Annotated in this window: 16 protein-coding genes and 1 pseudogene; 9 read left to right on the forward strand and 8 right to left on the reverse strand. The window is 57.2% G+C overall.

Annotation, left to right across the window (positions count from 1 at the left end; translation table 11 throughout):
- The first annotated feature begins 53 nt into the window (after positions 1 to 53).
- Entirely contained in the window at positions 54 to 974 is a 921-nt protein-coding gene (gene srsR, locus ACL2XF_RS11675; protein ID WP_413722469.1) for a LysR family transcriptional regulator SrsR, read from the forward strand.
- Here the strand turns inward: srsR and ACL2XF_RS11680 are convergent.
- The 6 genes from ACL2XF_RS11680 to ACL2XF_RS11705 all read right to left on the reverse strand — a co-directional run bounded on the left by ACL2XF_RS11680 (position 966) and on the right by ACL2XF_RS11705 (position 9669).
- Positions 966 to 2444, reverse strand: coding sequence for a succinate CoA transferase (locus ACL2XF_RS11680; protein WP_413728651.1), 1479 nt, complete (start codon positions 2442 to 2444; stop codon positions 966 to 968). The two genes, srsR and ACL2XF_RS11680, sit on opposite strands and share 9 nt — an antisense overlap.
- A gap of 34 nt (positions 2445 to 2478) precedes the next feature.
- Positions 2479 to 3264: a methylmalonyl-CoA decarboxylase gene (gene scpB / locus ACL2XF_RS11685; protein WP_410015684.1), complete on the reverse strand. Its 786-nt coding sequence runs from the start codon at positions 3262 to 3264 to the stop codon at positions 2479 to 2481.
- A gap of 12 nt (positions 3265 to 3276) precedes the next feature.
- Entirely contained in the window at positions 3277 to 4272 is a 996-nt protein-coding gene (meaB, locus tag ACL2XF_RS11690) for a methylmalonyl Co-A mutase-associated GTPase MeaB (RefSeq protein WP_410016577.1), read from the reverse strand.
- Positions 4265 to 6409, reverse strand: a complete 2145-nt coding sequence (scpA, locus tag ACL2XF_RS11695; RefSeq protein WP_410015685.1) for a methylmalonyl-CoA mutase — start codon at positions 6407 to 6409, stop codon at positions 4265 to 4267. The genes meaB and scpA overlap by 8 nt, the downstream gene beginning before the upstream one ends.
- Before the next feature lie 1819 nt (positions 6410 to 8228).
- Positions 8229 to 9338, reverse strand: a complete 1110-nt coding sequence (locus tag ACL2XF_RS11700) for an S-(hydroxymethyl)glutathione dehydrogenase/class III alcohol dehydrogenase (RefSeq protein WP_413728652.1) — start codon at positions 9336 to 9338, stop codon at positions 8229 to 8231.
- 55 nt (positions 9339 to 9393) lie between these two features.
- On the reverse strand, positions 9394 to 9669 hold the full coding sequence (locus ACL2XF_RS11705; protein ID WP_410015687.1) for a metal/formaldehyde-sensitive transcriptional repressor: 276 nt from the start codon (positions 9667 to 9669) through the stop codon (positions 9394 to 9396).
- Positions 9670 to 9946: 277 nt separating this feature from the next.
- Between ACL2XF_RS11705 and ACL2XF_RS11710 the strand changes: the two genes are divergently transcribed.
- Both ACL2XF_RS11710 and ACL2XF_RS11715 read left to right on the forward strand, forming a co-directional pair.
- Complete coding sequence (locus ACL2XF_RS11710; RefSeq protein ID WP_410015688.1) at positions 9947 to 11353, forward strand: NAD-dependent succinate-semialdehyde dehydrogenase; 1407 nt, start codon at positions 9947 to 9949, stop codon at positions 11351 to 11353.
- A 707-nt stretch (positions 11354 to 12060) separates the two neighbouring features.
- Entirely contained in the window at positions 12061 to 13395 is a 1335-nt protein-coding gene (locus ACL2XF_RS11715; RefSeq protein ID WP_410015689.1) for an MFS transporter, read from the forward strand.
- A gap of 121 nt (positions 13396 to 13516) precedes the next feature.
- Here ACL2XF_RS11715 and ACL2XF_RS11720 read toward each other — a convergent pair whose 3' ends face one another.
- Positions 13517 to 15661 carry a TonB-dependent siderophore receptor gene (locus tag ACL2XF_RS11720; RefSeq protein WP_413728653.1) on the reverse strand — a complete coding sequence of 715 codons (2145 nt, stop codon included), beginning with the start codon at positions 15659 to 15661 and terminating at the stop codon, positions 13517 to 13519.
- Between the two features lie 310 nt (positions 15662 to 15971).
- Positions 15972 to 16217 (reverse strand): annotated as a pseudogene (locus ACL2XF_RS11725) (helix-turn-helix transcriptional regulator); the annotation flags it as partial.
- 525 nt (positions 16218 to 16742) lie between these two features.
- On the opposite strand from ACL2XF_RS11725, the gene ACL2XF_RS11730 reads away from it, so the two are divergent.
- From ACL2XF_RS11730 to ACL2XF_RS11755, 6 genes are all read left to right on the forward strand, one after another.
- Positions 16743 to 17180 carry a nuclear transport factor 2 family protein gene (locus ACL2XF_RS11730; protein WP_413722464.1) on the forward strand — a complete coding sequence of 146 codons (438 nt, stop codon included), beginning with the start codon at positions 16743 to 16745 and terminating at the stop codon, positions 17178 to 17180.
- A gap of 377 nt (positions 17181 to 17557) precedes the next feature.
- Complete coding sequence (gene opgB, locus ACL2XF_RS11735) at positions 17558 to 19435, forward strand: phosphatidylglycerol--membrane-oligosaccharide glycerophosphotransferase (protein WP_413722463.1); 1878 nt, start codon at positions 17558 to 17560, stop codon at positions 19433 to 19435.
- Positions 19436 to 19863: 428 nt separating this feature from the next.
- Positions 19864 to 20694, forward strand: coding sequence for an ABC transporter substrate-binding protein (locus tag ACL2XF_RS11740; RefSeq protein WP_413728654.1), 831 nt, complete (start codon positions 19864 to 19866; stop codon positions 20692 to 20694).
- A gap of 13 nt (positions 20695 to 20707) precedes the next feature.
- Positions 20708 to 21538 carry an amino acid ABC transporter ATP-binding protein gene (locus tag ACL2XF_RS11745; RefSeq protein WP_413722461.1) on the forward strand — a complete coding sequence of 277 codons (831 nt, stop codon included), beginning with the start codon at positions 20708 to 20710 and terminating at the stop codon, positions 21536 to 21538.
- Positions 21538 to 22347: an amino acid ABC transporter permease gene (locus ACL2XF_RS11750; protein WP_413722460.1), complete on the forward strand. Its 810-nt coding sequence runs from the start codon at positions 21538 to 21540 to the stop codon at positions 22345 to 22347. The genes ACL2XF_RS11745 and ACL2XF_RS11750 overlap by 1 nt, the downstream gene beginning before the upstream one ends.
- Entirely contained in the window at positions 22337 to 23026 is a 690-nt protein-coding gene (locus tag ACL2XF_RS11755) for an amino acid ABC transporter permease (protein WP_410015696.1), read from the forward strand. The genes ACL2XF_RS11750 and ACL2XF_RS11755 overlap by 11 nt, the downstream gene beginning before the upstream one ends.

Raw genomic sequence — 23026 nt, forward strand, 5'->3', positions numbered from 1 at the left:
TGGCGGCGCGGCGGCGGGACAGACGTATCGGCGGCAGGGCGTGAAAAGCACTTATGAGTATTTTTGTTTCCAAGAAGCTGGTGAATTTTATCGTGTTGGCCCAGACCAACAATATCGCCAAAGCCGCCGAAAAACTGCATATGACCGCCTCGCCCTTCGGTAAAAGCATCGCCGCGCTGGAGGAGATGGTCGGTTATGAGCTGTTCTCGCGCACCGATAACAGCATCAGCCTGAACAAGGCCGGGCAGGAGCTGTACCAGATGCTTTATCCCATCTACCAGCGTCTGGCAAGCATCGACGCGGATATCATGCTGGCCGCCAGCCACCATCAGAAACACTGCGTTATCGGCATCGACACCGCTTACCCGACGATGATCTTCGATCAGCTTATCAGCCTGGGCGACAAGTTTGACGGCTTCACCACCAAACCCTTCGATTTTAATGAAAACGATCTGGTTTCCGGCCTGCTGGACCATGACGTGGACATGATTATCTCGCCGCAGCAGGCCTCGACGCGCATCGCCGAAATGTCCAGCATGCTGATAACGCCGCTTGAACCGCTGCGGCTGGGATTCCTGGTATCGCGCATCCATGACAATGTGCAGGCCAGCGTGCTGCTGCATACCCTGCCCTGGCTGCAGATGCGGTTCCAGCACCGGGCCAATTTCGAGTCGCTTATCGACTCGCACTTCCGTTATGCCGGCATTACCCCCACCATTATCTATCGTCCCTACAGCTTCCTGGCCAAGATCAGCGCCGTCAGCCGCGGGCAATTCCTGACGGTGGTGCCCCATTTCGCCTACCGGTTTGTCAATCCCGCCAGCCTGAAATACTTTGACGCGCCCAATAAGCCGATGTACATGCCGGAATATCTCTATTCGCTGCGCAACTGTAAAACCCTCGGCCGGCTGGTTGCTGCCATTGAGCATGACCGCAACGGCACCACCGCCGATGAGCCGCCGTCCTCACACTAGCATGCTGCCGTACTGTTCCAGGTTCTGGTACAAATCGAAGGCATGGGCCAGATCGTGATGTATATGGCCGCTTTTACCCCGCGCCAGGTAGGTATACAGATAGTCCCGGTACATCGGATGGGCGCAGTTGCCGATAATGGCCTCGGCGCGCTGGATGGGCGGCAGCCCGCGCAGGTCGGCCACGCCGTGTTCGGTGATAATCACTTTCACGCTGTGTTCGCTGTGATCCACATGGGAGCACATCGGCACGATGGTGGAGATCTTGCCGCCCTTGGCAATGGACGGCGCCATAAAGATGGATAGATAGGCATTGCGCTCGAAATCGCCGCTGCCGCCGATGCCGTTCATTAAATTGACGCCGGCCACATGGGTGGAATTGGCATGGCCGTAGATGTCGAACTCCAGGCCGACATTCAGGGCAATGACCCCCAGACGGCGGATGATTTCCGGATTATTGGAAATTTCCTGCGGCCGCAGCACGATGCGCTCGCTGAAAAAGTCCATATTCTGATAAATCCGCTCCAGCACCGAGGGCGGCACGGTGAGGCTCGAGGCGCTGGCGCCGATAATCCGCTCCTGCTCGAGCAGTTCGATGACCGAGGTCTGCAGCACCTCTGAATACATCATAAACGGCGGAATATCCGGGTTCCGGCCCAACACCTTCAGCACCGCGTTGTTGATATTGCCGACGCCGCTCTGCAACGGCAGGAACCCGTCGGGAATGCGTTTGGCGTGCAGTTCCTTCAGCAGAAACTGCTCGACGTTGCGGGCGATTTGCAGGCACAGCGGATTCTCGTTGCCGAACTCGGTAATCTGGTCCGCCAGATGGGTGGGCACCACGGCGATGATTTTTTGCGGGTCGATTTGCACATAATTTTCCCCAACCCGATCCAGGGTATGGAAAATCGGCACCATGGTGCGCAACGGCGGCGCGCCGAGGGAAACGATATCGCTCATCTCGCGGATGCGCGGGGAATGATAGTCGTTAAGCTCAATAATGACCCGCCGCGCCTGCTGCAGGTAGACCGGCGCGTTACCGATGCCGCTGGTCAGGTACACCCGACCTTCCCTGGTCACCGCCGAGGCTTCGATAACCGCGATATCAATCGGGCCGAAAAAGCCGTAATTGACCATTTGCGCCACTTCGCTAAGATGCAGGTCGACAAAATTCACCGCGCCCTGGTTTATCTTATCGCGCAGCGCAGGCGCGGTCTGGTACGGCGCGCGCCACTCCACGGCGTCGGCTTCCGCGAGCTGGTTGTCCGCCAGCGCGCCGATGGACGCCCCGGTGAGCAGTTTGATGCGATAAGGCTGTTCCCGCAGGTGCAGCGCTATCGCCCGCCGGGCCATGGCCGCGGGCAGGGCTTTGGGGGCGCCGGCCGGGGTAAAGCCGCTAAAGGCCACCATATCGCCATGGGAGATTAATTGCGCGGCTTCATCCGCCGTCATTACCGTAAAATCCTGGTTCATCCTGATCACTCCTTGCGCCGGTTCACCGCGCGGCTTAGTGGCCGATAAAATTCGCCTTGCGTTTTTCCATAAAGGCCGCCATCCCTTCCTGGTAATCCTGGCTGTCGTACACCACCCTGCGCAGCCCCTGGATACGTTCAAACTCATCGGAATTGAGGGTATGGGCTTCGCCGAGTACCCGGAGTTCTTCCTTGATCACCGCCACCGCCAGCGGCGCCTTTTCAGCAATCACGCAGGCCATGCGCATCGTGAAGGACTCCAGCTCGGATGGATCGACGATATGGTTAAGAATGCCGACGTTCAGCGCCCGTTCGGCGGAGATCGGCGCGGCGGTAAAGATAAGCTCCTTGACGATATGAAAACCGGCGTCGCGGATCAGGTTATGGATGCCCACCAGGTTGTAGGGCACCCCCAGGTTGACCGGGGTCATGGAGAAGGTGGACAGGTTGCTGGAAATAATGATATCGGAACTCATGATCAGTTCAAACGCCCCGCCCCAGACGCTGCCTTCCACCATGGAGATAATCGGCTTGGGAAATTTCTGGATGGCGCGGGTGATCTGGCGCAGCGGGTCGTCGTAGGCCAGCGGGTCGCGCCGGGTTTTCGGCAACTCATAGATATCATGGCCGGCGGAGAAAACCTTGGAGCCTTTCGGCGCGCGCAGGATAACGCAGCGGATATCGATATTATTCAGATCTTCCAGCGCCTGCAGGATATCGCGGATAAACACCGCGCTCAGCGCATTAAGCTTTTTGGCATAGTTAAACTCAATAATACCCACCCGGTTTTCGATCAGCACTTTGACAAATTCGTACGCCATAATTCATTTCCCTTAATGGTTTAATTTTTCGACAATAAAGTGGGTGACGTTGTCCACGCCGGCGCGCGGCGATATACGGTGGTTTTCCACCTGCTCCAGCGCCTGCCGGTACCGGTCCTGGATATCGCCGCGGGCGAACAGGGCCGCCAGGGTGTTTTCCTCGATCTGCCTGCGCATGGCATCCAGCTGCTGGCGTTTGCGCAGCGCCATCAGTCCGTTATCCACCGCCATCCGATCATAAAAATCGCCGACGGCGCGCCAGAGCTCGGCGATGCCCCGCGCTTCCAGGGCGCTGCAGGTCAGCACCGGCGGCGTCCAGGCCGGATATTTGCGCCGCATGATGGCGAGCGAGGCCCGGTACATGTGCGCCGTGAGCGCCACCCGGGCGCGGTTATCGCCGTCATCTTTGTTGATAACGATAATATCGGCCATTTCCATAATGCCTTTTTTGATGCCCTGCAGTTCATCGCCGGCGCCGGCCAGCTGCAGCGAGAGAAAACAGTCCACCAGTTGGGCGATATCCACTTCGCTTTGCCCGACCCCCACGGTTTCCACGATCACCAGGTCATAGCCCGCCGCCTCGCACAGCAGCATCAGTTCGCGGGTACGGCGGCTGGTCCCCCCCAGGTAGCCGCCGGTGGGCACCGGGCGGATAAACGCCCGCTGCGCGCGGGAAAGCAGCGACATGCGGGTTTTATCGCCGAGGATGCTGCCGCCGCTGAGCGGGCTGCTGGGGTCGATGGCGATAACCGCCACTTTCAGGCCCAGCGTCAGCACGTAACCGCCCAGGGCCTCGAGAAACGTGCTTTTGCCGGCGCCCGGCACGCCGGTAATACCCAGCCGTTTCGCCCGGCCGGTATGGGGCATGATGCGGTCGAGCAGTTGCGTGGCCAGCGCCTGATGCGCGGGGTGGACGCTTTCGATAAGCGTCATCCCCTGCGCCAGGGCCACCCGATCGCCCGCCAGCAATTGCCCGACAGTCTGATCCAACTGGCCGGCGCTAAGCATGGCAAAGCCCGATTTTATCCAGCACATCGCGCACGCTGGCCAGCATCGGCGTGCCCGGCCCGTAGATGGCGGCCACGCCCCGGCGGTAGAGGAAATCATAATCCTGCGGCGGTATCACCCCGCCCGCCACCACCTTGATATCCTGACGGCCGTAGCCGGCCAGCGCAGCCACCAGCGCCGGAATTAGCGTCTTATGGCCGGCGGCAAGCGAAGAGGCGCCGATCACGTGCACGTCATTTTCCACCGCCAGTTTGGCGATTTCCTCCGGCGTGGAAAACATCGGACTGAGATCGACGTCAAACCCGAGGTCGGAGTAGGCGCTGGCAATCACCTTGGCCCCGCGGTCGTGGCCGTCCTGGCCCATTTTAGCCACCAGAATGCGCGGGCGGCGCCCCTGTTCGGCCAGGAAGCGGTCGGTGGCGGCCTTGATCTGATCAAATTCCGCCGCGCCTTCCGCGCTCTGGTGGTAACTGTTGGCGATAACGCCGGTCACGCAGTTGGTCTGCACCAGGTAGCGGCCGAAGGCGTCCTCGATGGCGGTTGAAATTTCGCCGAGCGTGGCGCGGCTCCGCGCGGCGTGGATCGCCGCTTCCAACAGGTTGCCCCCGTCGCGCGCCGCCCGGCTGATCATGCCGAGCGCGTCGGCAACGGCGCCGCCGTCGCGGGCGGCGCGGATTTGCCGCAGGCGTTCGACCTGTTCCTGGCGCACCTTGACGTTATCGATTTCCAGCACCGAGGTGGCGTCTTCCTGCGCCAGCTTGTATTTGTTCACCCCGACAATCACCCGTTTGCCCTGGTCGATAAGCGACTGCTGGCGGGCGGAGGCTTCTTCAATCATGCGCTTGGGCAGGCCGGCCTCAATGGCTTTGGCCATGCCGCCCACCTCGCCTATCTGGCGGATAATTTCCCGCGCCGCCTTGACGACCTGGTCGGTGAGATTTTCCACATAATACGAACCGGCAAGGGGATCGACGGTACGGCACACCGCCGATTCTTCCTGCAGGATAATTTGGGTGTTGCGGGCGATGCGGGCGGAGAAATCGGTGGGCAGCCCCAGCGCCTCGTCAAAGGCGTTGGTATGCAGCGACTGCGTGCCGCCCAGTACCGCCGCCAGCGCTTCGACGGTGGTGCGGATGACATTATTGTAGGGGTCTTGTTCCGTCAGGCTCCAGCCCGAGGTTTGGCAATGGGTGCGCAGCGCCTGGGATTTGGGGTTGGTGGAACCAAAACCGCTTACCGCCTCGCTCCATAAATAACGGGCGGCGCGCAGCATGGCGACATTCATAAACAGGTCCATGCCGATGCCGAAGAAAAACGACAGGCGCGGCGCGAAGTCATCTATATCCAGGCCGGCGGCCAGCGCCGCCTGGATATATTCAATGCCGTCGGCGATGGTAAACGCCACCTGCTGTACGCAGTTGGCCCCGGCTTCGCCCATATGGTAGCCGCTGATGCTGATGGTGTTGAATTTGGGCATATTGCCGGAACAGTAGGCAATAATATCGGAAATAATGCGCATCGAGGGTTTGGGCGGATAAATATAGGTATTGCGGCAAAGGTATTCTTTTAAAATATCATTTTGGATGGTACCGGTCAGCGCTGCCGGCGGCACGCCCTGCTCTTCGGCGGCCACGATATAAAACGCCATGATGGGGATCACCGCGCCGTTCATGGTCATGGACACCGACATTTTATCCAGCGGGATTTGGTCGAACAGTATTTTCATGTCTTCGACGCTGTCGATAGCCACGCCGGCTTTGCCGACGTCGCCGGCCACGCGTTCATTATCCGAGTCGTAACCGCGATGGGTAGGCAAATCGAAGGCGACGGAGAGCCCCTTTTGGCCGGCCGCCAGGTTGCGGCGGTAAAAGGCGTTGGATTCAGTGGCGGTGGAAAACCCGGCATACTGGCGAATGGTCCAGGGCTGGGCGGCGTACATCGTTGCGCGGGGACCGCGCACAAAGGGCGCCATGCCCGGCAGCGAACCGGTGACCTCCAGGTCGGACAGGTCGTCGGCGGTGTAAAGCGGCTTGATGCTGATTTCTTCCGCGGTGAGGGTAGTTAAATCGTCGACGCTTTTGCCCAGCCGTCCCAATTCTTTATTGGCAAGTTTTTCCCATGCCTCTGTTTGCGACATTATATTTCTCCGGATGGAATAGAATTATGTTTATTTCATCGGTCTGCCAGTGCCGGGCAATAGTCCGCCTTGGCGGATAATCCCCATCCAGCCTTGTGAGGTTAAATACAATAAGGCGTTGCTATCTTCGTGGTTTAAAACCAATGCGATTAAAACGCCCTGCGTTAATTCGTCATGATGGCCCGCATAACTTTCGATGAAATACCTGGGATTATAAATAGCACCGCCGGGCGAGTTTTACAGCCTCAAAAAATGCATGCTGAGCAATCATTATTTGCCGTATGGGAAATAGCGGGATTTGGCGGGTTCGCTCACTCTTTAACGCGTCTGCGTTGCGGGCGGGGCCTGCGGGGCTTATTTTTTGATTGCAAGCGCGCCATGGGGCTGGTGCGGTCTGGCAATAAGGATGCCCGCTGGGGTGAATGTCGCCGTGGCGGGGGATTTTTATCGCCGGAGCTGGGGGGTTTATGTTGCCACGGCGGGGGTTTCGCTTGCCGTGCGTTCGGTGTTTATATGCAGTGCCGGGCGCCGGCAAGCGACAAGGAGGCCGTAGCGCGACGGCCTCCTTGACCTCCGCGCGCCCGGCAGGTCGCGCGTCGCTGCGCGATGCCTTCCGCCGCCAGTTCCCCCGTTATGCACCGGCCCGGTTAGCGCTCCCGGCGCAACCGGGCCTTTCGCCGCTCCCGGCGGCTCATGCCGGGGGCACAGGCGCCGTCAGCGCGCTTTATGCCGGTCCACATGTCGCTGTTGGCCAAGCGTTTTATGAAGTGACTGCGGCGCTGCTGCTTAGGATAGGGACTGGCGTCGGCATAGGATTGACCATTAGGGATGCAATGGCGATGGAATGCCGTCGGCACAGCAAAATGCAGTCAGGCAGTAAGACATTCATTATTCTGTTTTGCATATTGAGTTTTGAGTTTTAGCAGTAAGCGTCAGCTTTTAGCTTTTAGCTTTTAGCTTTTAGCTTTTAGCTTTTATCTCTTAGCTCATATCCCAAATGGATGCTGATATTTTTCCCGGTAAGTGCATGCCGCAAGAAACCTAAAAACGCTGTTTTACTCACAGACGATGGTGTTGACGTGGTGCCGGCATAGAGTGCGCCGGCAGCGCCCATCATGGCGGGATGAGCCGCCGGGAGCGGCGAAAGTCCGGGCTGCGCCGGGAGCGCATCCCGGACGGTCCCAAAGCCGGGATGGGTGATGCCGGGAACCGCGCAGCGGCGCACGACCTGCCGGACGCGCGGAGGTCAAGGAGGCCGTCGCGGTACGGCCTCTTTGTCGCTTGCCGGCACCGGACACGCCATATAACCACCGAACGCACGGCAAGCGAAACCTTCGCCGAGGCAGCATAAGCCTTGCCTCCCGCTAACGCACGGCAAACGAACCCTCGCCGAGGCGGCATAAGCCTTGCCTCCCGCTAACGCACGGCAAACGAACCTTCGCCGAGGCGGCATAAGCCTTGCCTCCCGCTAACGCACGGCAAACGAACCCTCGCCGAGGCGGCATAAGCCTTGCCTCCCGCTAACGCACGGCAAACGAACCCTCGCCGAGGCGGCATAAGCCTTGCTTCCCGCTAACGCACGGCAAACGGACCCTCGCCGAGGCGGCATAAGCCTTGCCTCCCGCTAACGCACGGCAAACGAACCCTCGCCGAGGCGGCATAAGCCTTGCCTTCCGCTAACGCACGGCAAACGAACCCTCGCCGAGGCGGCATAAACCTTGCCTCCCGCTAACGCACGGCAAACGAACCCTCGCCGCGGGGGCTATAAGCCTCCCCCGAGCCGCCGGCGTTACATCCAGCGACGGCGCGTGGGACGGCGTCAGAAGTGGATTACGGTGCGAATGGATTTACCTTCATGCATTAAATCGAACGCGTCGTTAATCCGCTCCAGCGGCAGGGTATGGGTGATAAAGGGATCGAGATTGATTTCACCGGCCATGGCCTGCTCCACCATGCCCGGCAACTGCGTGCGCCCCTTGACGCCGCCGAAGGCGGACCCGCGCCATACCCGGCCGGTAACCAGTTGGAACGGACGGGTGCGGATCTCCTTGCCGGCGCCGGCTACGCCGATAATGATGCTTTCGCCCCAGCCCTTGTGACAACACTCGAGCGCCGCGCGCATAACATCGACGTTGCCGATGCATTCAAAACTGAAATCCACGCCGCCGTCGGTGAGTTCGACAATCACCTCCTGGATCGGCCGCGCATGATCCTTGGGATTGATGCAATCGGTGGCGCCCATCGAGCGGGCCAGATCAAATTTACCCGGATTGGTGTCGACGGCGATAATCCGCCCGGCCTTGGCCTGCACCGCGCCCTGGATCGCTGCAAGGCCTATGCCGCCCAGGCCGAAAATGGCGACGGTGTCGCCGGCCTTGACCTTGGCAGTGTTATGCACCGCGCCGATGCCGGTGGTGACGCCGCAGCCGAGCAGGCAGACTTTTTCCAGCGGCGCCTTGGGATTGATCACCGCCAGGGAAATCTCGGCCACCACGGTATATTCGCTGAAGGTACTGGTGCCCATATAGTGATAAAGGGGCTGACCGTTATAGGAAAAACGGGTGGTGCCGTCCGGCATCAGGCCCTTACCCTGCGTAACGCGTACCGCCTGGCACAGGTTGGTTTTGCCGGAGGTGCAGAATTTGCAGACGCCGCATTCGGCGGTATACAGGGGAATGACATGATCGCCGGGCTTTACGCTGGTTACGCCTTCGCCCACTTCCATTACAATGCCGCCGCCCTCATGGCCCAGCACGGCGGGAAACAGCCCTTCGGGGTCGTCTCCCGACAGGGTGAAAGCGTCGGTGTGGCAGACGCCGGTGTGGGTAATCCTCACCAGCACCTCGCCCTTTTGCGGCGGCGCAACGTCAATCTCAACGATTTTGAGAGGCTGGCCCGGCCCGAAGGCAACGGCTGCACGAGATTTCATAAGGTTTCTCCAATCATAAACAGCACCGGTCAACATCTTACCGTCGACGGCGTCATTACTTCAAATAGGAACGCACCAGGCTGGCGACATCGTTAAGCCGGGCCGCCTTCTGCGCCGGCGTCAGGTCTTCCTCGCCCAGTTCGTCGCGGATATGAATTTCCATAATTTCAGACATCAGGCCGTGGGAAGCGCCGCGGATGGCGGCGATCTGCTGCAGCAGCGCGCCGCAGTCGACGCCCGTTTCCAGGCCGCGCTCCAGCGCCTCCACCTGCCCTTTGATGCGCCGGACCCGCAGCAGGACGCGTTTTTTATCTTCAGCTGAACGAGGCATTTCCCGACCCGTATGAAAATATAGTATAGGGGGGTATAGTATAGATAAAGAAAAAAAGATCAAGCCATTCGCGCGCGGCGCGCAACATAAGCGCTCGTTGCCTCCGCCCGATCCGGACAACGATCGGAGATGAAAACACGCGTCCGGGCGTCAATCGGCCGATGGCTTCGATAGGGTAATACCTTGAGAAATAATTCCGTGGGGGACTATACTGCATGCACAGGATATCGCGTTAGATCCTTCACATCACCGGTCGTTTCATAAGGACAGCATTATCATGAGCGTACAGACAGCCGCACCGTCGTCGATCAAAACGGTTAATCCCGCCACCAATAAAATCGAAAAGCAATTCGACGTTATGTCCGACCAGCAGATCGAACAGATCCTGGCCGCCGCCGACGCCGCCTTCCAGCAATGGAAAAAAACCCCGTTCGCCGAGCGGGCCAAACTGCTGCATAACGTGGCCGCCATTTTGCGCGATCGCCAGGATGAGCTGGGCAAGCTGTGTACCATTGAAATGGGCAAACTGCACGCCGAAGGCGTGGGCGAAGTGCAACTGTGCGCCGATATATTTGATTATTATGCCGATCACGGCGAACGGTTCCTGGCCGACAAGCCCCTGGAAACCGGGATTGGCAGCGCGTTTCTCAGCTATGACCCCCTCGGCGTGCTGCTGAGCGTGCAGCCCTGGAATTTCCCTTTCTACCAGATCACCCGTTCGGCGGCGCCGAATATCATGGCCGGGAATACCATGGTGTTGAAACACGCCTCCAACGTACCGCAGTGCGCGGCCATGATGGAGCGTATCTTTATCGATGCCGGCGCGCCCGTGGGCGTTTACACTAATCTGTTCGTGCCCGGCGCCAAGGTATCGCAATTAATAGGCGATAAGCGCATCAAGGGCGTGTCTCTGACCGGCAGCGAGGCGGCGGGATCAAGCTTTGCCGCCGAGGCCGGCAAACATGTTAAGAAATCGACCCTGGAGCTGGGCGGCAGCGACGCCTTTGTGGTGCTGGCGGATGCCGATCTTGATCTGGCGGTAAAAACCGCCGCCATGGGACGTTTATGGAACGCCGGCCAGGTCTGTGTGTCGCCCAAGCGTATTATCGTGCTGGAAGACGTCGCCGAGGCATTTATCGCCAAGGCGCGGGCCATTTATGAAAAGATCAGGATCGGCGACCCGCTGGATCCGTCCACGCAGCTCGCCCCGCTCAGCAGTGAAAAAGCGGCCGGGGAGATCGTTGAGCAGGTGGCAACCGCAGTGAGGGAAGGCGCCAAACTGATCTACGGCGGCCACCGCGTGGACCGGCCGGGCGCGTATATGGAACCGACCATCCTCACCGGCATCAAACCCGGCATGGCGGCCTACGCCGAGGAAATCTTCGGACCGGTGCTGTGCGTGTATGCCGTCAAGGACGAGGCGCAGGCGATTGCGCTGGCCAACGACTCCATCTTCGGCCTGGGGGGCACCGTCTTCGGCACCGATACCGCCAGGGCCGTGGCGGTGGCGCGGCAAATCGATTCCGGTATGGTCTATATCAACCATACCACAGGTATTGCCCCGGAGCTGCCGTTTGGCGGCACCAAAAACTCCGGCTATGGCCGCGAACAATCCCCGGCGGGGATTCATGAATTCGTCAATGAAAAGCTGATCCGCATCACCACGCCCGACGCGCCTTATTGATCCTACCCGGGGCCGGCATGGCCCGTAAATCACGCCTGTTTCCTGCGGCTAACGCGCCGGGGGAAACAGGCTGCCCGGTTCATTCCCCCCGCGGATTCACCGTGCGCCGACCGTTGACCGCGCCTGCGCTTATTGCCGATATCAGCGTGATAATTACCGGTGTTTTTAAATTAAAACGGCATTTCATTATTATGAATATGAATAATGCCGTGCTTTGCCGCACGGAGAATATCCACGCCATTACAAATTTAGTTTAATTTATCAACTAATCGTGGAATACTAACCCGGCCGAAAAAGGGATGCCGCAGTTGGGCAAAAACATCTCTCTCCATAATTTTTTAATTTATTATGCGGCGAAATACCTATAAATTGTGATCACCATCGCAATATTAAAATTAAAAATTATCTAAAACCCATATTTATGATCCACCGCACAGACTCCATGTTCCCACAAAAATAGTCCTAATCCCGGCTCTAATATTGGTCATTTGCATAATGACTTACCCTGGCGCCATTTTTATACTGCCTGCTCAAATTACGGATGGCGATTGATACCTCTTCTTTTTTACGTATCGCGCCGATACCCATTCAACGTATACCCAGTCCCCTACCGACAGACAGTATTTTAATTATGAGGCCTATGGCGGCGGCGACAATTCGCCGGGAATAAATGCCTTAGGCGCGCAGCGTTAACGCGGAGACATCGTATGGCAATCGAGTCCACTTTGGACCAAAAAGGCAGGACCCATGTACGTTATGTGGTGCTGTTATTTATATTTATTATTACGGCGGTTAACTATGCCGACCGGGTTACCCTGTCGATAGCCGGCACAGCGGTGTCCCACGATTTGGGGCTGGATGTGGTCAACCTGGGCATGATTTTTTCATCGTTCGGCATCGCCTATCTGTTGATGCAAATCCCCGGCGGCTGGCTGCTTGACCGGTTCGGGTCGATTAAAGTCTATAGCTACAGTTTGTTTTTCTGGTCATTGTTCACCCTGCTGCAAGGATTCGTCGGGGTGCTGTCGGTGCCGATGGCGGTCTTTTCGCTGTTTATGCTGCAGTTCCTGCTGGGCTTCGCCGAAGCCCCGGCTTTCCCGGCCAATGCCCGTATTGTCGCCGCGTGGTTCCCGGCCAAGGAGCGCGCCACGGCGTCGTCGATTTTCAACGCCGCGCAGTATTTTTCCCTGGCGATTTTTTCGCCTTTCCTGGGCTGGCTGGTCTATGCGTGGAGCTGGAAACACGTCTTTACCGTCATGGGCGTCATCGGTTTTATCCTGACGTTTCTGTGGATAAAATTTGTCCATAACCCGTTTGAATCCCCCTACGCGTCGCGCGCCGAGCTGGATTATATCGAGCAGGGCGGCGGCGTGGTCAATATGGACAGCAAAAAGGCGAAGGATAACGGACCGAAATGGAACTACGTTAAGCAACTGCTCACCAGCCGTATGATGCTGGGCATCTTTTTCGGCCAGTATTTCCTCAACACCATTACCTGGTTCTTCCTGACCTGGTTCCCCATCTATCTGGTGCAGGAAAAAGGGATGAGCATCCTTAAGGTAGGCATCATCGCCTCCATTCCGGCGTTATGCGGTTTTGTCGGCGGTATTTCGGGCGGCGTGGTGTCGGATTTCCTGCTTAAGCGCGGCTGTTCGCTTACCTTTGCCCGCAAGGCGCCGATCGTGTTCGGCATGCTGCTCGCATCCAGCATGATCCTTTGCAACTACACCGATAATACGGTGCTGGTGGTGGCGCTGATGGCGCTGGCATTCTTCGGTAAAGGCTTCGGCGCGCTGGGCTGGCCGGTGATTGCGGATACCGCGCCGAAAGAGGTGATCGGCCTGTGCGGCGCCATCTTCAACGTGTTCGGCAATGTCGCCTCCATCGTCACCCCGTTGCTGATTGGTTTTCTGGTCAAAAATCTGCACTCGTTTAACAGCGCGCTGATTTTTGTCGGCTGCTCGGCCATTATGTCGATGCTGTGCTATTTGCTGGTGGTGGGTAAAATCCAGCGGCTGGTGCTGAAAAACGTTCCGGCGTAATCCTGTATAGGGGGCGGGCGGGAAACCCGGCCCGCCCCCCCTCATCCGCCTATTTTCCCTCTCCCCTCCCCCTTGACGCGCCTGGACATCCTTTCCCCGGCCCGTGCCTTTTGCCTGTTGATCAGAAATCGTAGCCCACGGTGGCCACCAGCGAGCGCTCCGCGCCCCAATAGCAATAGCCGGTGCCATAACAGGCCGCCACGTATTTCCGATCGGTGAGGTTATTGGCGTTAAGCTGCACATAGGCCCCCTTCCACTGCGGGTTCCAGGCGGCAAGATCGGCGCGTAGCGAAACATCCAGCAGGGTCACCGACGGCACGCGCCGCGTGTTTTCATTATCTGCCCACTGCTGGCCGATATAACGCACCCCGCCGCCCAGGTTGATGCCGTAATCCGCCTGGTACTGCGCCCAGAGCGACGCCATCTGATCCGGCGTGACATAAGGCGTGTTGCCGTCGTTGCCGTCCACGGCGTCCCTGAAGCGTACCCGGTTATAGGTATAGCCGGCGATGCCGGCCAGACGCTCGGTGAGCTGCGTGCGGGCCTCCAGTTCAATCCCCTGGGAATGTACCTTGCCCGCCGGGACATAATAGCTGCCCTGCACGATACGGTTGGCCACATCTTTTTGCGTCAGGTCGTAAACCGCCAGGGTATACAGCGACGAAGCACCGGGGGGCTGGTATTTTATCCCGGCTTCGTACTGCTCGCTGGTGGTCGGTTTCAACAGGTTGCCGTCGGCGCCGGACAAGGCCTGCGGCGTGACGGCCTGGCTAAAGCTGACATAAGGCGAAATGCCGCTGTCAAAGGCATACAGCAGCGACCCGCGGCCGCTGATATGATCGTCCTGGCGCCGGTAGGTGGTGTCGGTATTGAACGTGGTATTTTTGGCCACGATGCGATCGTAGCGCCCGGACAGATCCAGGTGCCATTTATCCAGCGTCATCTCATCTTGCAGATAGACCCCGCTTTGTGAGTAGCGGCGTTTGGCATCGACGCGCGTGACGCCCGGCACGGTCAGGCCGTAGTCGGTGAACAGCCCCGGGCCGCCGCTGACGCCGGTGAGCGCATTGAGCGGGGTGGCGTAGGCGCTGTCGTCCCACAGGTCGTTGGTATATTCATGGTATTCACCGCCCAGCACCACTTTATGCTGTAGGTCGCCGGTGCTGAAATCGGCCACCAGCTGGTTATCCATGGCGTAAGCGGCAAGCGAGGACGATTCGCCGGAATAATAGCGGTTAAGCAATGTACGATCGCTGTTCCAGCCAATCTGGTAAACCTGCTGCTGGTCGACGTTGGCATGGGTATAACTGCCGTTGGAGCGGATTGACCAGACGTCGTCGATGCTATGGTCGAATTCATAGCCGTAGATTTGCTGGCGGCGCTTAAAGGTATTCAGGCTGCTTTCGCCGTCAAAAAACCCGCGGTCCAGCTTGGCGCCGCTGCTGGCGTACAGGCTGCCGTCCGCCGGCACCGCGCTGTGATAACCGCCCGACGGATCTTTTTGCAGATAGGCTTTTAACAGCAGCGACGTGTTGCCGTCCGGCTGCCATAACAGCGACGGCGCGATGGCATAGCGTTCCTCGCGCTGGTGATCGTACTGGGTATCGCTATGGCGCGTGATGCCCGTCAGGCGGAACGCCCATTGATCGCTGACGGCGCCGGTATAGTCGAACGCCGCGCCGGTGGTGGCGTTATTGCCGGCCATCAGCTTGATATGCCCTTCGCTGGCAAAACGGGGGCGTCTGGACGTCATCATCACCAGGCCGCCGGGAATGGTCTGGCCGTAAAGCGCCGACGACGGACCGCGAATCACATCGACGCGCTCCAGGAACCAGGGATCGATTTGCAGGTTGTTATAGCTGCCGCCGTCGCTCATCAACCGCAGGCCGTCCAGGAAGGTATTATTGGTATCGCCGCCGTGGAATCCGCGCAGGGAAACGGTCTCGTAGCGGGTCGCGCCGCCGGCGAAGTTGGTAAATACCCCCGGCGTATAATTCAACGCGCTGTTCACCGTCAGGGCGGCCTGATCGTCCATTTGCCGGCGCGTCACCACCGACACCGACTGGCCGGTGGTAATCAGCGGCTGATCGGTTTTGGTCGCTCCGCGGCTGGTGTTGGCTGTGTAGCCCCGGGTCGGCGCATCGGCGCTGTCGGCCGTCTGGGCCGCGGTAACCACCAGGGTATCCTCGGCATAGGTGAATAACGGCGCCGCGAAAGCGAGTGAACACAGCAGAGTGGAACGTGTTAAGCGCAAGACCCTTCTCATTATATCTTTCCATTGACAGGTGAATGAAATTGAAACTAAATGAGAATTATTATCTTTCTTATTTATTGATTCAAGAAATAATTTAACACATTTAAGGAATTGGCCGGAACGGCAAGGCTTACGCGGGGCGGGATGGCGGCTGCGAGACGTTGCTACGCCTCGATACGGCAATGGAAAGGGTTAGGTCTAAGATGGCCTGGCGGCGGTAGGCTTAACCCCGTTTTTGCCAGTCGGCAGCGTCTTTTTCTTCTTTTTCTTCTTTTTCTTCTTCTCCTTCATTCGACGCCAGACGCATATTGGCCGATGCCGCGTGCGAGACATACAGCGCCAGCAGCGCGGCGGCAAACTCATCGTCCAGCGTGTAGAAATAGCATTCGGGTACGTTCAGGATGCGGGCAAACGCACAGCAGGTTTCAAAATTGGGACGATATATCCCATTTTCATACTGACTAATTCTGGAACGGGCGGTGGACTCATCGATGCCAGCCATGACCGCCAGCTTTTCCTGTGTCAGCTGGGCCCTGTGCCGGGCTTCTTTCAGGCGTTTTGGAATCATCTTCAAATATGAGTAAAGTTAGCTTGATAATCTGTTTAGCATCACTTAACATCAGAGTTGTTTAGAATAACTAAACACTTTATAAGAATAGAACACACATCAGGGTGAGGGCCGGCAATTGCCGGCCTGATTTTGTGCTGTGTGTAACGCCATCATTCCACTCAGTAAATTTCCCCTGCCCCGCAAAAATCCCGTGCTTTTAATAATTTCCGAGTTTTTTGATCTTTTCTGATTGCTATGACCGCCACGCAATGTCAATCAGGGGTTTACACCCGGTGGCACAGATTGCCGTGGTAGTAATAATTTATTAATGCCAAAAATTGTGAGTTTAATCACATTGAAACGCTTGCCGCCATCCCGCACAATGTTCCGCGGACAATTGCTTGAGATAATTTCAAAACAATGTTTTATTAAAAATAAATAAAAACTATTTTTTTTGAAATACATGAGATCAGTCACAACGGTAACCTCATGAAATTGGTTAGCATTGCCCCTCTTTAACGATGTCACTGGTAAGGAATAACCATGTATAAAATTGCAGGCGCGGCCCTTCTTTCATTGCTGTTGAGCAGCAGCTGTTTCGCCCAAAGCGCCGATGCCACGGCGGTAACCAAGGCGGTGGAAACCATGCGTCAGGCCATGGTCAGCGCCAAGAAAGCCGATCTGGAGAAAGTGGGCGCGCCGACGCTGAGCTACGGCCACTCCAGCGGTAAAATCCAGAACAACGCCGAATTTGTCGATGCCATCGTCACCGGTCAATCCAAATTCCTGACGCTGGATCTCAAAGACCAAACCGTGCAGGTCGACGGCGACGTGGCCATCGTCAGGCATATCCTGCAGGCGAAAACCGCAGACGGCGGCAAGCCGGGCGAAGTGAAAATCGGCGTCATGCAGGTATGGCAGAAAAATGCGGCGGGCGCCTGGAAGCTCCTGGCGCGCCAGGCCTATTCATTGCCTAAATAAACCCCTGCCAGCGCGGCTCTCGGATATGAGGGCCGCTGCGTCGTTTTCCCCGCGCCCACCGGGCTTTCCGCTGTAAAAAAAATGTAACTTTTTGTCAACGCAAAAAGAATTCATCTCCTGCTTTTTAGCCGAGCGGTGAAGTTTTACTGTTTTAAATCAATTGATTAAAAAAATAATTTCTTGTATTTCGCCGTTCAATTCTTTTTACCCGCACCACCCGCCGGCGCGGCTTGTCACAAAACGGTAATGAAATCTCGCGCCGTAGCGGATTAATTGCTATACAGATAACTATCACCCATCCCTTACCGGAAGACCGCCTTGAAACGCTGCTGCTATAGCCGGAGGTATTTCCCTTACTGCCCGATGGAGGGAGAACAATGTCAGCGGAAACCCTGTCGATAGTATTATTTATAGCGGCGGTTATTATTTATTCAACGAAAGCCAAAAAAAATAAATATTTGTTTTCATTAGTGCTGTTTGTTTTAGGTATTTATATTCTGCTTAATTTAGTCAGGGTCGCCAGTAATTATTTTACCGGCGCCGGCATCAATGATTCGGTGCTGTATACCCTGACCAGCAGTTTAACCGGCGCCGGATTAGGCAAGTACATCCTGCCCTTTGCCGGTTTCATCCTGGCTTCCCTGCTGGTGTTCAGCCTGATGTCATGGCTGTTGCTATTCAGAAAAGCCGGCGGCGGCCGTACGGCTTACGGCCTGCTGGCTCTCGTTTTGGCCGTGGTCGCCGTGATTGCCACGCCGGCCAGCGGTGAAATTGCCGGCCTGGTTAAATCCCAGTTGGCAAGCGGCGATACGGACTTTAATACCTATTACAGAACCCCGTCCAAAACACTGGCGAAAGACAGCCCCAACCTTATTTATATCTATGCCGAAAGCCTGGAAAGAACCTATTTCGATCAGGACGCCTTTGCCGGTTTAACCACCGAGCTTAACAGTCAGAAAAACGATGCTATAGATTTCAGCAATACTACCCAATTGCCCGGCACCGGCTACACCATTGCCGGAATGGTGGCGTCGCAGTGCGGCATTCCGTTATTCGCCCCCTTTGACGGCAATGCCTCAAGTTCGTTATCGACCTTTTACCCCCATGATATTTGCCTGGGCGATATACTGCAGGCTTCCGGTTACGATACCTATTTTTACCAGGGGGCCGATATGGCGTTTGCCGGTAAAGGCCTGTTCCTGAAGTCCCATGGTTTTGAGCATATCTATGGTTTCCAGGAGCTTAAGGGACTGGTCAAGGATCCCGACTACCGCAACGAGTGGGGCTGGTATGACGATACCCTGCTGGATCTGGTCTATGATAAATTTATTGCGCTGTCGCAACAAAAACAGCGGTTTGCCTTATTTGCGCTGACCGTCGACACCCATCATCCGGACGGATATATTTCGCGATCCTGCACCAATCGCTCCTATGCGTATGACAATATGGAAAACAGCTCCCTAAGCGCCGTGGCCTGCAGCCAGGAGCATATCGCGGGGCTTATCAAAAAAATCCGCGCATCGGGCTATTTCAAAAACACGGTGATCGTGGTGTCTTCCGATCACCTGGCCATGAACAATACCGCCTATGATATTTTAAATCAGCACGACAGAAAGGATCTGTTCTTTATCCTGCGCGGCGACAAGGAGCAGCCCCAGGTCAGTAATGTTAAGCGCAGCACGCTGGATAACGGCGCGACTGTATTGGATGTGCTGGGGGGCGATAACTATATCGGCCTGGGCCGGAGCAGTTTATCCTCCACATCGTTATCAACCTATTTTTTAAATCTCGATGATAAGATAACCGCATGGATACCGGATGTTATCCGGCAGTGGGATTTCCCGACCAAGATAAAAAAATATAAAATTGATGTAAATGCCAAAACCATCGGCTTTTCCGGCGTTCAATTTAAAATACCGTTGATTTTAAAAATTGATAAAAATAATATTGAGCCGATGTTCGACGTGTATTTATCCGCACCGTTAAAACAGCAATTGGCGAAATTGAATGCCCGGGATAAATTTTTATGGATTGATGACTGTAATAAAATGGCCGATATTTGGGATCCATCGCTGAGCCAGGTAACCAATTATTGTGTCGCCGTCGGCAACCTGAGCACCCAGCCGAACATCGTTAAAATCGACTCCGACGTGTATCGCGGCAAGGTGTCGTTCAAAAAACTGCCGCAGGGCGATGAGGCGCAGTTTGAGCAGACCGTCGGCAGACTGAACTTATCCGCTCCCGCGACAAATTAACCCCCTGGCACCGGACGGGGGTTGCAGCGCCGGTGATAGCGCCCGCCGGTTTAGCCTGCCGCCCCTGTCCCGGCGATAAAATGCCGCAGCGATGGTTATTTATTAAACATCCTCATGCTGCGGTTTGATAAAATATCCCGCGCCACCGGCTTCAATTCATTTCTTATTGTCTTGAGTAATAATTATTATTCTTATTTAAATCGCGCGCGGTGCCGCGCCCGCGCCCCGTGTTCACTGGCATAAATGCCCGCCGGCCACAGGCCCGATAGGTCATAAGTTATTCTTATGCTTAGTGGTGATAAACATATGCTTTTTTATACGTGGTTAATTATCGTTGCCTATGTAATATTCCTCAGCAGAAAACCAGCGCCATGGAATAACCCCATGAAGTGGTTAAATTATATTAAAATTATATCAAGGAAAAGCAAATGGCCTTATTCATTAATAGCCGGCCTTCAGCGTTATCGCTGCTGACTGTGTTAGCGTTAGGCAGTATCGTCTCCGTTGCCGCCCATGCCGACCAGTTGGCCAATATCAAGCAGGCCGGCGTTATTCGTGTCGCCACCTTCGATTCCAACCCGCCGTTTGGTTCCGTCGATGCCAAAACCCATAATATCGTCGGCTACGACGTGGACTTTGCCAAGGCGCTGGCAGACGCGCTGGGCGTGAAGCTGGAGCTGGTGCCCACCAATCCGGCCAACCGCATTCCTCTGCTGCAGTCGGGTAAAGCCGATATTATCGTGGCCGACATTACCATCACGCCGGAGCGGGCCAAGGTCATTGATTTTTCCATTCCCTATTTTGTCACCGGGCAGCAGTTCCTGGTGCCGGTAAACTCGCCGGATAAACTGGACGGTTACGCCAACGCGCGTATCGGCGCGGTAAAGGGCACCACCGGCGAGCAGGAATTGCATCATCGTTTCCCGAATGCGCGCGTCTTGTCCTATGATGATATTCCGCTGGCGCTGACGGCGCTGCGCAACGGCAACGTGCAGGCCATCACCCAGGACAGCACCATCCTCGCCGGCCTGCTCGACGGCGCGCCGGATAAAGCCAAATATAAAGTGCTGCCGGAGCTGCTGAGTAAAGAAGAGATCGGCGTCGGGGTGAAAAAAGACGAGACCGCGTTGCTCACCTTCGTTAATAACGAGCTGCTGAAACTGGAAAAAAACGGCCAGGCTACCTCCATCTATAATAATTGGTTCGGACCCCAGACCAAATCGCCTCAACCGCGTCTGTTTACCATAACAGCGAAATAATCAGGCTGAATCAATGCAATCCCAGTACGACAATCTGCAACCATCCGCCGCCCCGGTGGCGGATACCCCTGCCCCACATGCCATCCCCGCCGTCGAGTTCCGCCAGGTTGATAAATTTTTCGGCCCCCACTACGTGATCCGCCAGGTGGATTTCAGCGTCGGACGCGGCGAGGTGGTGGCGATTTGCGGCCCCTCGGGGTCGGGGAAATCCACCCTGATACGCCTGATCAACCAGTTGGAAACCGTAAGCGGAGGTGAAATCCTGATCGACGGCCATCCCACCTCGGCGTTGAAAGGCCGCGCGCTGCGTGAACTTCGCACCCATATCGGTTTTGTGTTCCAGCAGTTTAATCTCTACGGCCATCTTAACGCCCTGGATAATGTCAGCCTGGCGCTGATCACCGTGCACGGCTGGACGCGAGCGAAAGCGCATGCCAAAGCGCAGAGTCTGCTGGAGCGGGTGGGATTGGGCGATAAGGCGTCTTTTCTGCCGGCCCAACTGTCCGGCGGCCAGCAGCAGCGGGTAGCGATTGCCCGCGCCCTGGTCACGGACCCGACGTTGATTCTTTTTGATGAGCCGACCTCGGCGCTGGACCCGGAAATGATCGGCGAAGTGCTGCAGGTAATGCAGGAACTGGCCCATAGCGGCATCACCATGGTGGTGGTCACCCATGAAATGAGCTTCGCCCGCGAAATAGCCGATCGGGTGGTGTTTATGGACGGCGGCGTCATCCTGGAGCAGGCCGACCCGGAGACCTTTTTCAGCGCGCCGGTGCATCCGCGCGCGCAGCGTTTTTTGCAGAAGGTGCTTAATCCGCTGCATGCGCGCCTGGAGGAGAGCTGATGGCCTGGCACCTGGATTGGGCCGGCGTGCTGACCGGCCAGCCCTGGCAATGGATCCTGTCCGGCTTTGCCGCCACCTTGTACGTCACCTTGTTCGGTTGCCTGGCGGCGACGCTGATAACCCTATTGATGCTGGCGCTGCGCCTGGCGCCGGGGCCGATTGGCCGCGCCCTGGCGGCGGCGTTTGTCTCGGTGTTTCGCAACACGCCGCTGCTGGTGCAATTATTGTTCTGGTATTTTGCCGCCTGGGGCGCGCTGCCGCAAGGCGTGCGCCTGTACATCGGCGATATGCACCCCTGGTCGATTCTGCCGGGCAACGTACTGTGGCTGGCGCCGGAATTCCTTTGCGCCGCCTGGGGATTGTCGCTGTTCTGCGCGGCGTTTTTGCTGGAGGAAATCCAGGCGGGGTTGAACTCCGTGCCGCCGGGACAAACGGAGGCCGCGCTATCGCAAGGGTTCAGCCAGTGGCAAATCCTGCGCCATGTGCTGTTGCCGCAGGGACTGCTCAATGCCTGGCAGCCCCTGGTCGGACAATACCTGAACCTGATGAAGCTTTCGTCGCTGGCCAGCGGCATCAGCTTCGCCGAATTGACCTATCAGATAGGCCGGGTGGAGAGTTTTAACGCCCACGCGCTGGAGGCGTTTGCGGTGGGCACCGGGCTTTATCTGCTCTTGGGCGTGGCGATGGGATCCCTGCTGATATATGTGGGCCCAAAACGCCGCGACGGCAGGCAACCGCTGTTGCCGGCGGCCGGCCTCGATGCGCCGCCGGCCGGCAACCCGATAAGCGGAGCGCGCCATGACCTTTAATATCGACGTGATCCTCGCTAACCTGACCTACCTGCTATGGGGACGCCTGGCCGACGGCCAGCCGGGCGGCGTGCTGCTGACGCTGATGATGGCGCTGTGCGCCGGCGCGCTGGCGCTGGCGCTCGGCGTCACGCTGGCGTGCCTGGCCTGGCGCTATCCGGGCTGGACGCGCCGGGCGCTGTTTATCTGGGCTGAAATCATTCGCGGCATACCGCTGATTTTTGTTATCTTCTGGCTGTTTTTCCTGCTGCCCATCCTGTTCGGCGGCTCGATACCCGGTCCGCTGACGGTGATTCTGGCCCTGGCCTGGTTTACCTCGGCGGCGGTGATGCATACCACGCTCGCCGGCCTGAACGCCCTGCCTGCGGGACAGGTGGAAGCGGGCCTTGCCTCGGGACTGGGCGAGTGGCAAATCCTGCGCCGGGTTTTATTGCCGCAGGCCATGCCCAATCTGCTGCCGTCTTATATCGGGCTGATGGTCTCCCTGATCAAGGACACCTCGCTGGCGTTTATCGTTAACGTGCCGGAGCTGACCACCGTGGCGGGCCAGGTCAATAACCGCGAACAGATCTATCCCACCGAGATTTTTGTCTTTATCGGCGTCATTTATTACCTGCTGTGTTATGGCCTGTCCCTGCTGGCCACCCGACTGGGCGCGCCGAAGCCGCTGTCCCGGTAG

The sequence above is a fragment of the Sodalis sp. RH19 genome (assembly GCF_047324215.1).
In the GTDB taxonomy this organism is placed as follows: Bacteria; Pseudomonadota; Gammaproteobacteria; order Enterobacterales; family Enterobacteriaceae; genus Acerihabitans.

Coding starts and splice junctions, on each gene's coding strand:
- srsR (WP_413722469.1), top strand. CDS start 54: ATGAGTATTTTTGTTTCCAAGAAGCTGGTGAATTTTATCGTGTTGGCC.
- ACL2XF_RS11680 (WP_413728651.1), bottom strand. CDS start 2,444: ATGAACCAGGATTTTACGGTAATGACGGCGGATGAAGCCGCGCAATTA.
- scpB (WP_410015684.1), bottom strand. CDS start 3,264: ATGGCGTACGAATTTGTCAAAGTGCTGATCGAAAACCGGGTGGGTATT.
- meaB (WP_410016577.1), bottom strand. CDS start 4,272: ATGCTTAGCGCCGGCCAGTTGGATCAGACTGTCGGGCAATTGCTGGCG.
- scpA (WP_410015685.1), bottom strand. CDS start 6,409: ATGTCGCAAACAGAGGCATGGGAAAAACTTGCCAATAAAGAATTGGGA.
- ACL2XF_RS11700 (WP_413728652.1), bottom strand. CDS start 9,338: ATGAAATCTCGTGCAGCCGTTGCCTTCGGGCCGGGCCAGCCTCTCAAA.
- ACL2XF_RS11705 (WP_410015687.1), bottom strand. CDS start 9,669: ATGCCTCGTTCAGCTGAAGATAAAAAACGCGTCCTGCTGCGGGTCCGG.
- ACL2XF_RS11710 (WP_410015688.1), top strand. CDS start 9,947: ATGAGCGTACAGACAGCCGCACCGTCGTCGATCAAAACGGTTAATCCC.
- ACL2XF_RS11715 (WP_410015689.1), top strand. CDS start 12,061: ATGGCAATCGAGTCCACTTTGGACCAAAAAGGCAGGACCCATGTACGT.
- ACL2XF_RS11720 (WP_413728653.1), bottom strand. CDS start 15,661: ATGAGAAGGGTCTTGCGCTTAACACGTTCCACTCTGCTGTGTTCACTC.
- ACL2XF_RS11730 (WP_413722464.1), top strand. CDS start 16,743: ATGTATAAAATTGCAGGCGCGGCCCTTCTTTCATTGCTGTTGAGCAGC.
- opgB (WP_413722463.1), top strand. CDS start 17,558: ATGTCAGCGGAAACCCTGTCGATAGTATTATTTATAGCGGCGGTTATT.
- ACL2XF_RS11740 (WP_413728654.1), top strand. CDS start 19,864: ATGGCCTTATTCATTAATAGCCGGCCTTCAGCGTTATCGCTGCTGACT.
- ACL2XF_RS11745 (WP_413722461.1), top strand. CDS start 20,708: ATGCAATCCCAGTACGACAATCTGCAACCATCCGCCGCCCCGGTGGCG.
- ACL2XF_RS11750 (WP_413722460.1), top strand. CDS start 21,538: ATGGCCTGGCACCTGGATTGGGCCGGCGTGCTGACCGGCCAGCCCTGG.
- ACL2XF_RS11755 (WP_410015696.1), top strand. CDS start 22,337: ATGACCTTTAATATCGACGTGATCCTCGCTAACCTGACCTACCTGCTA.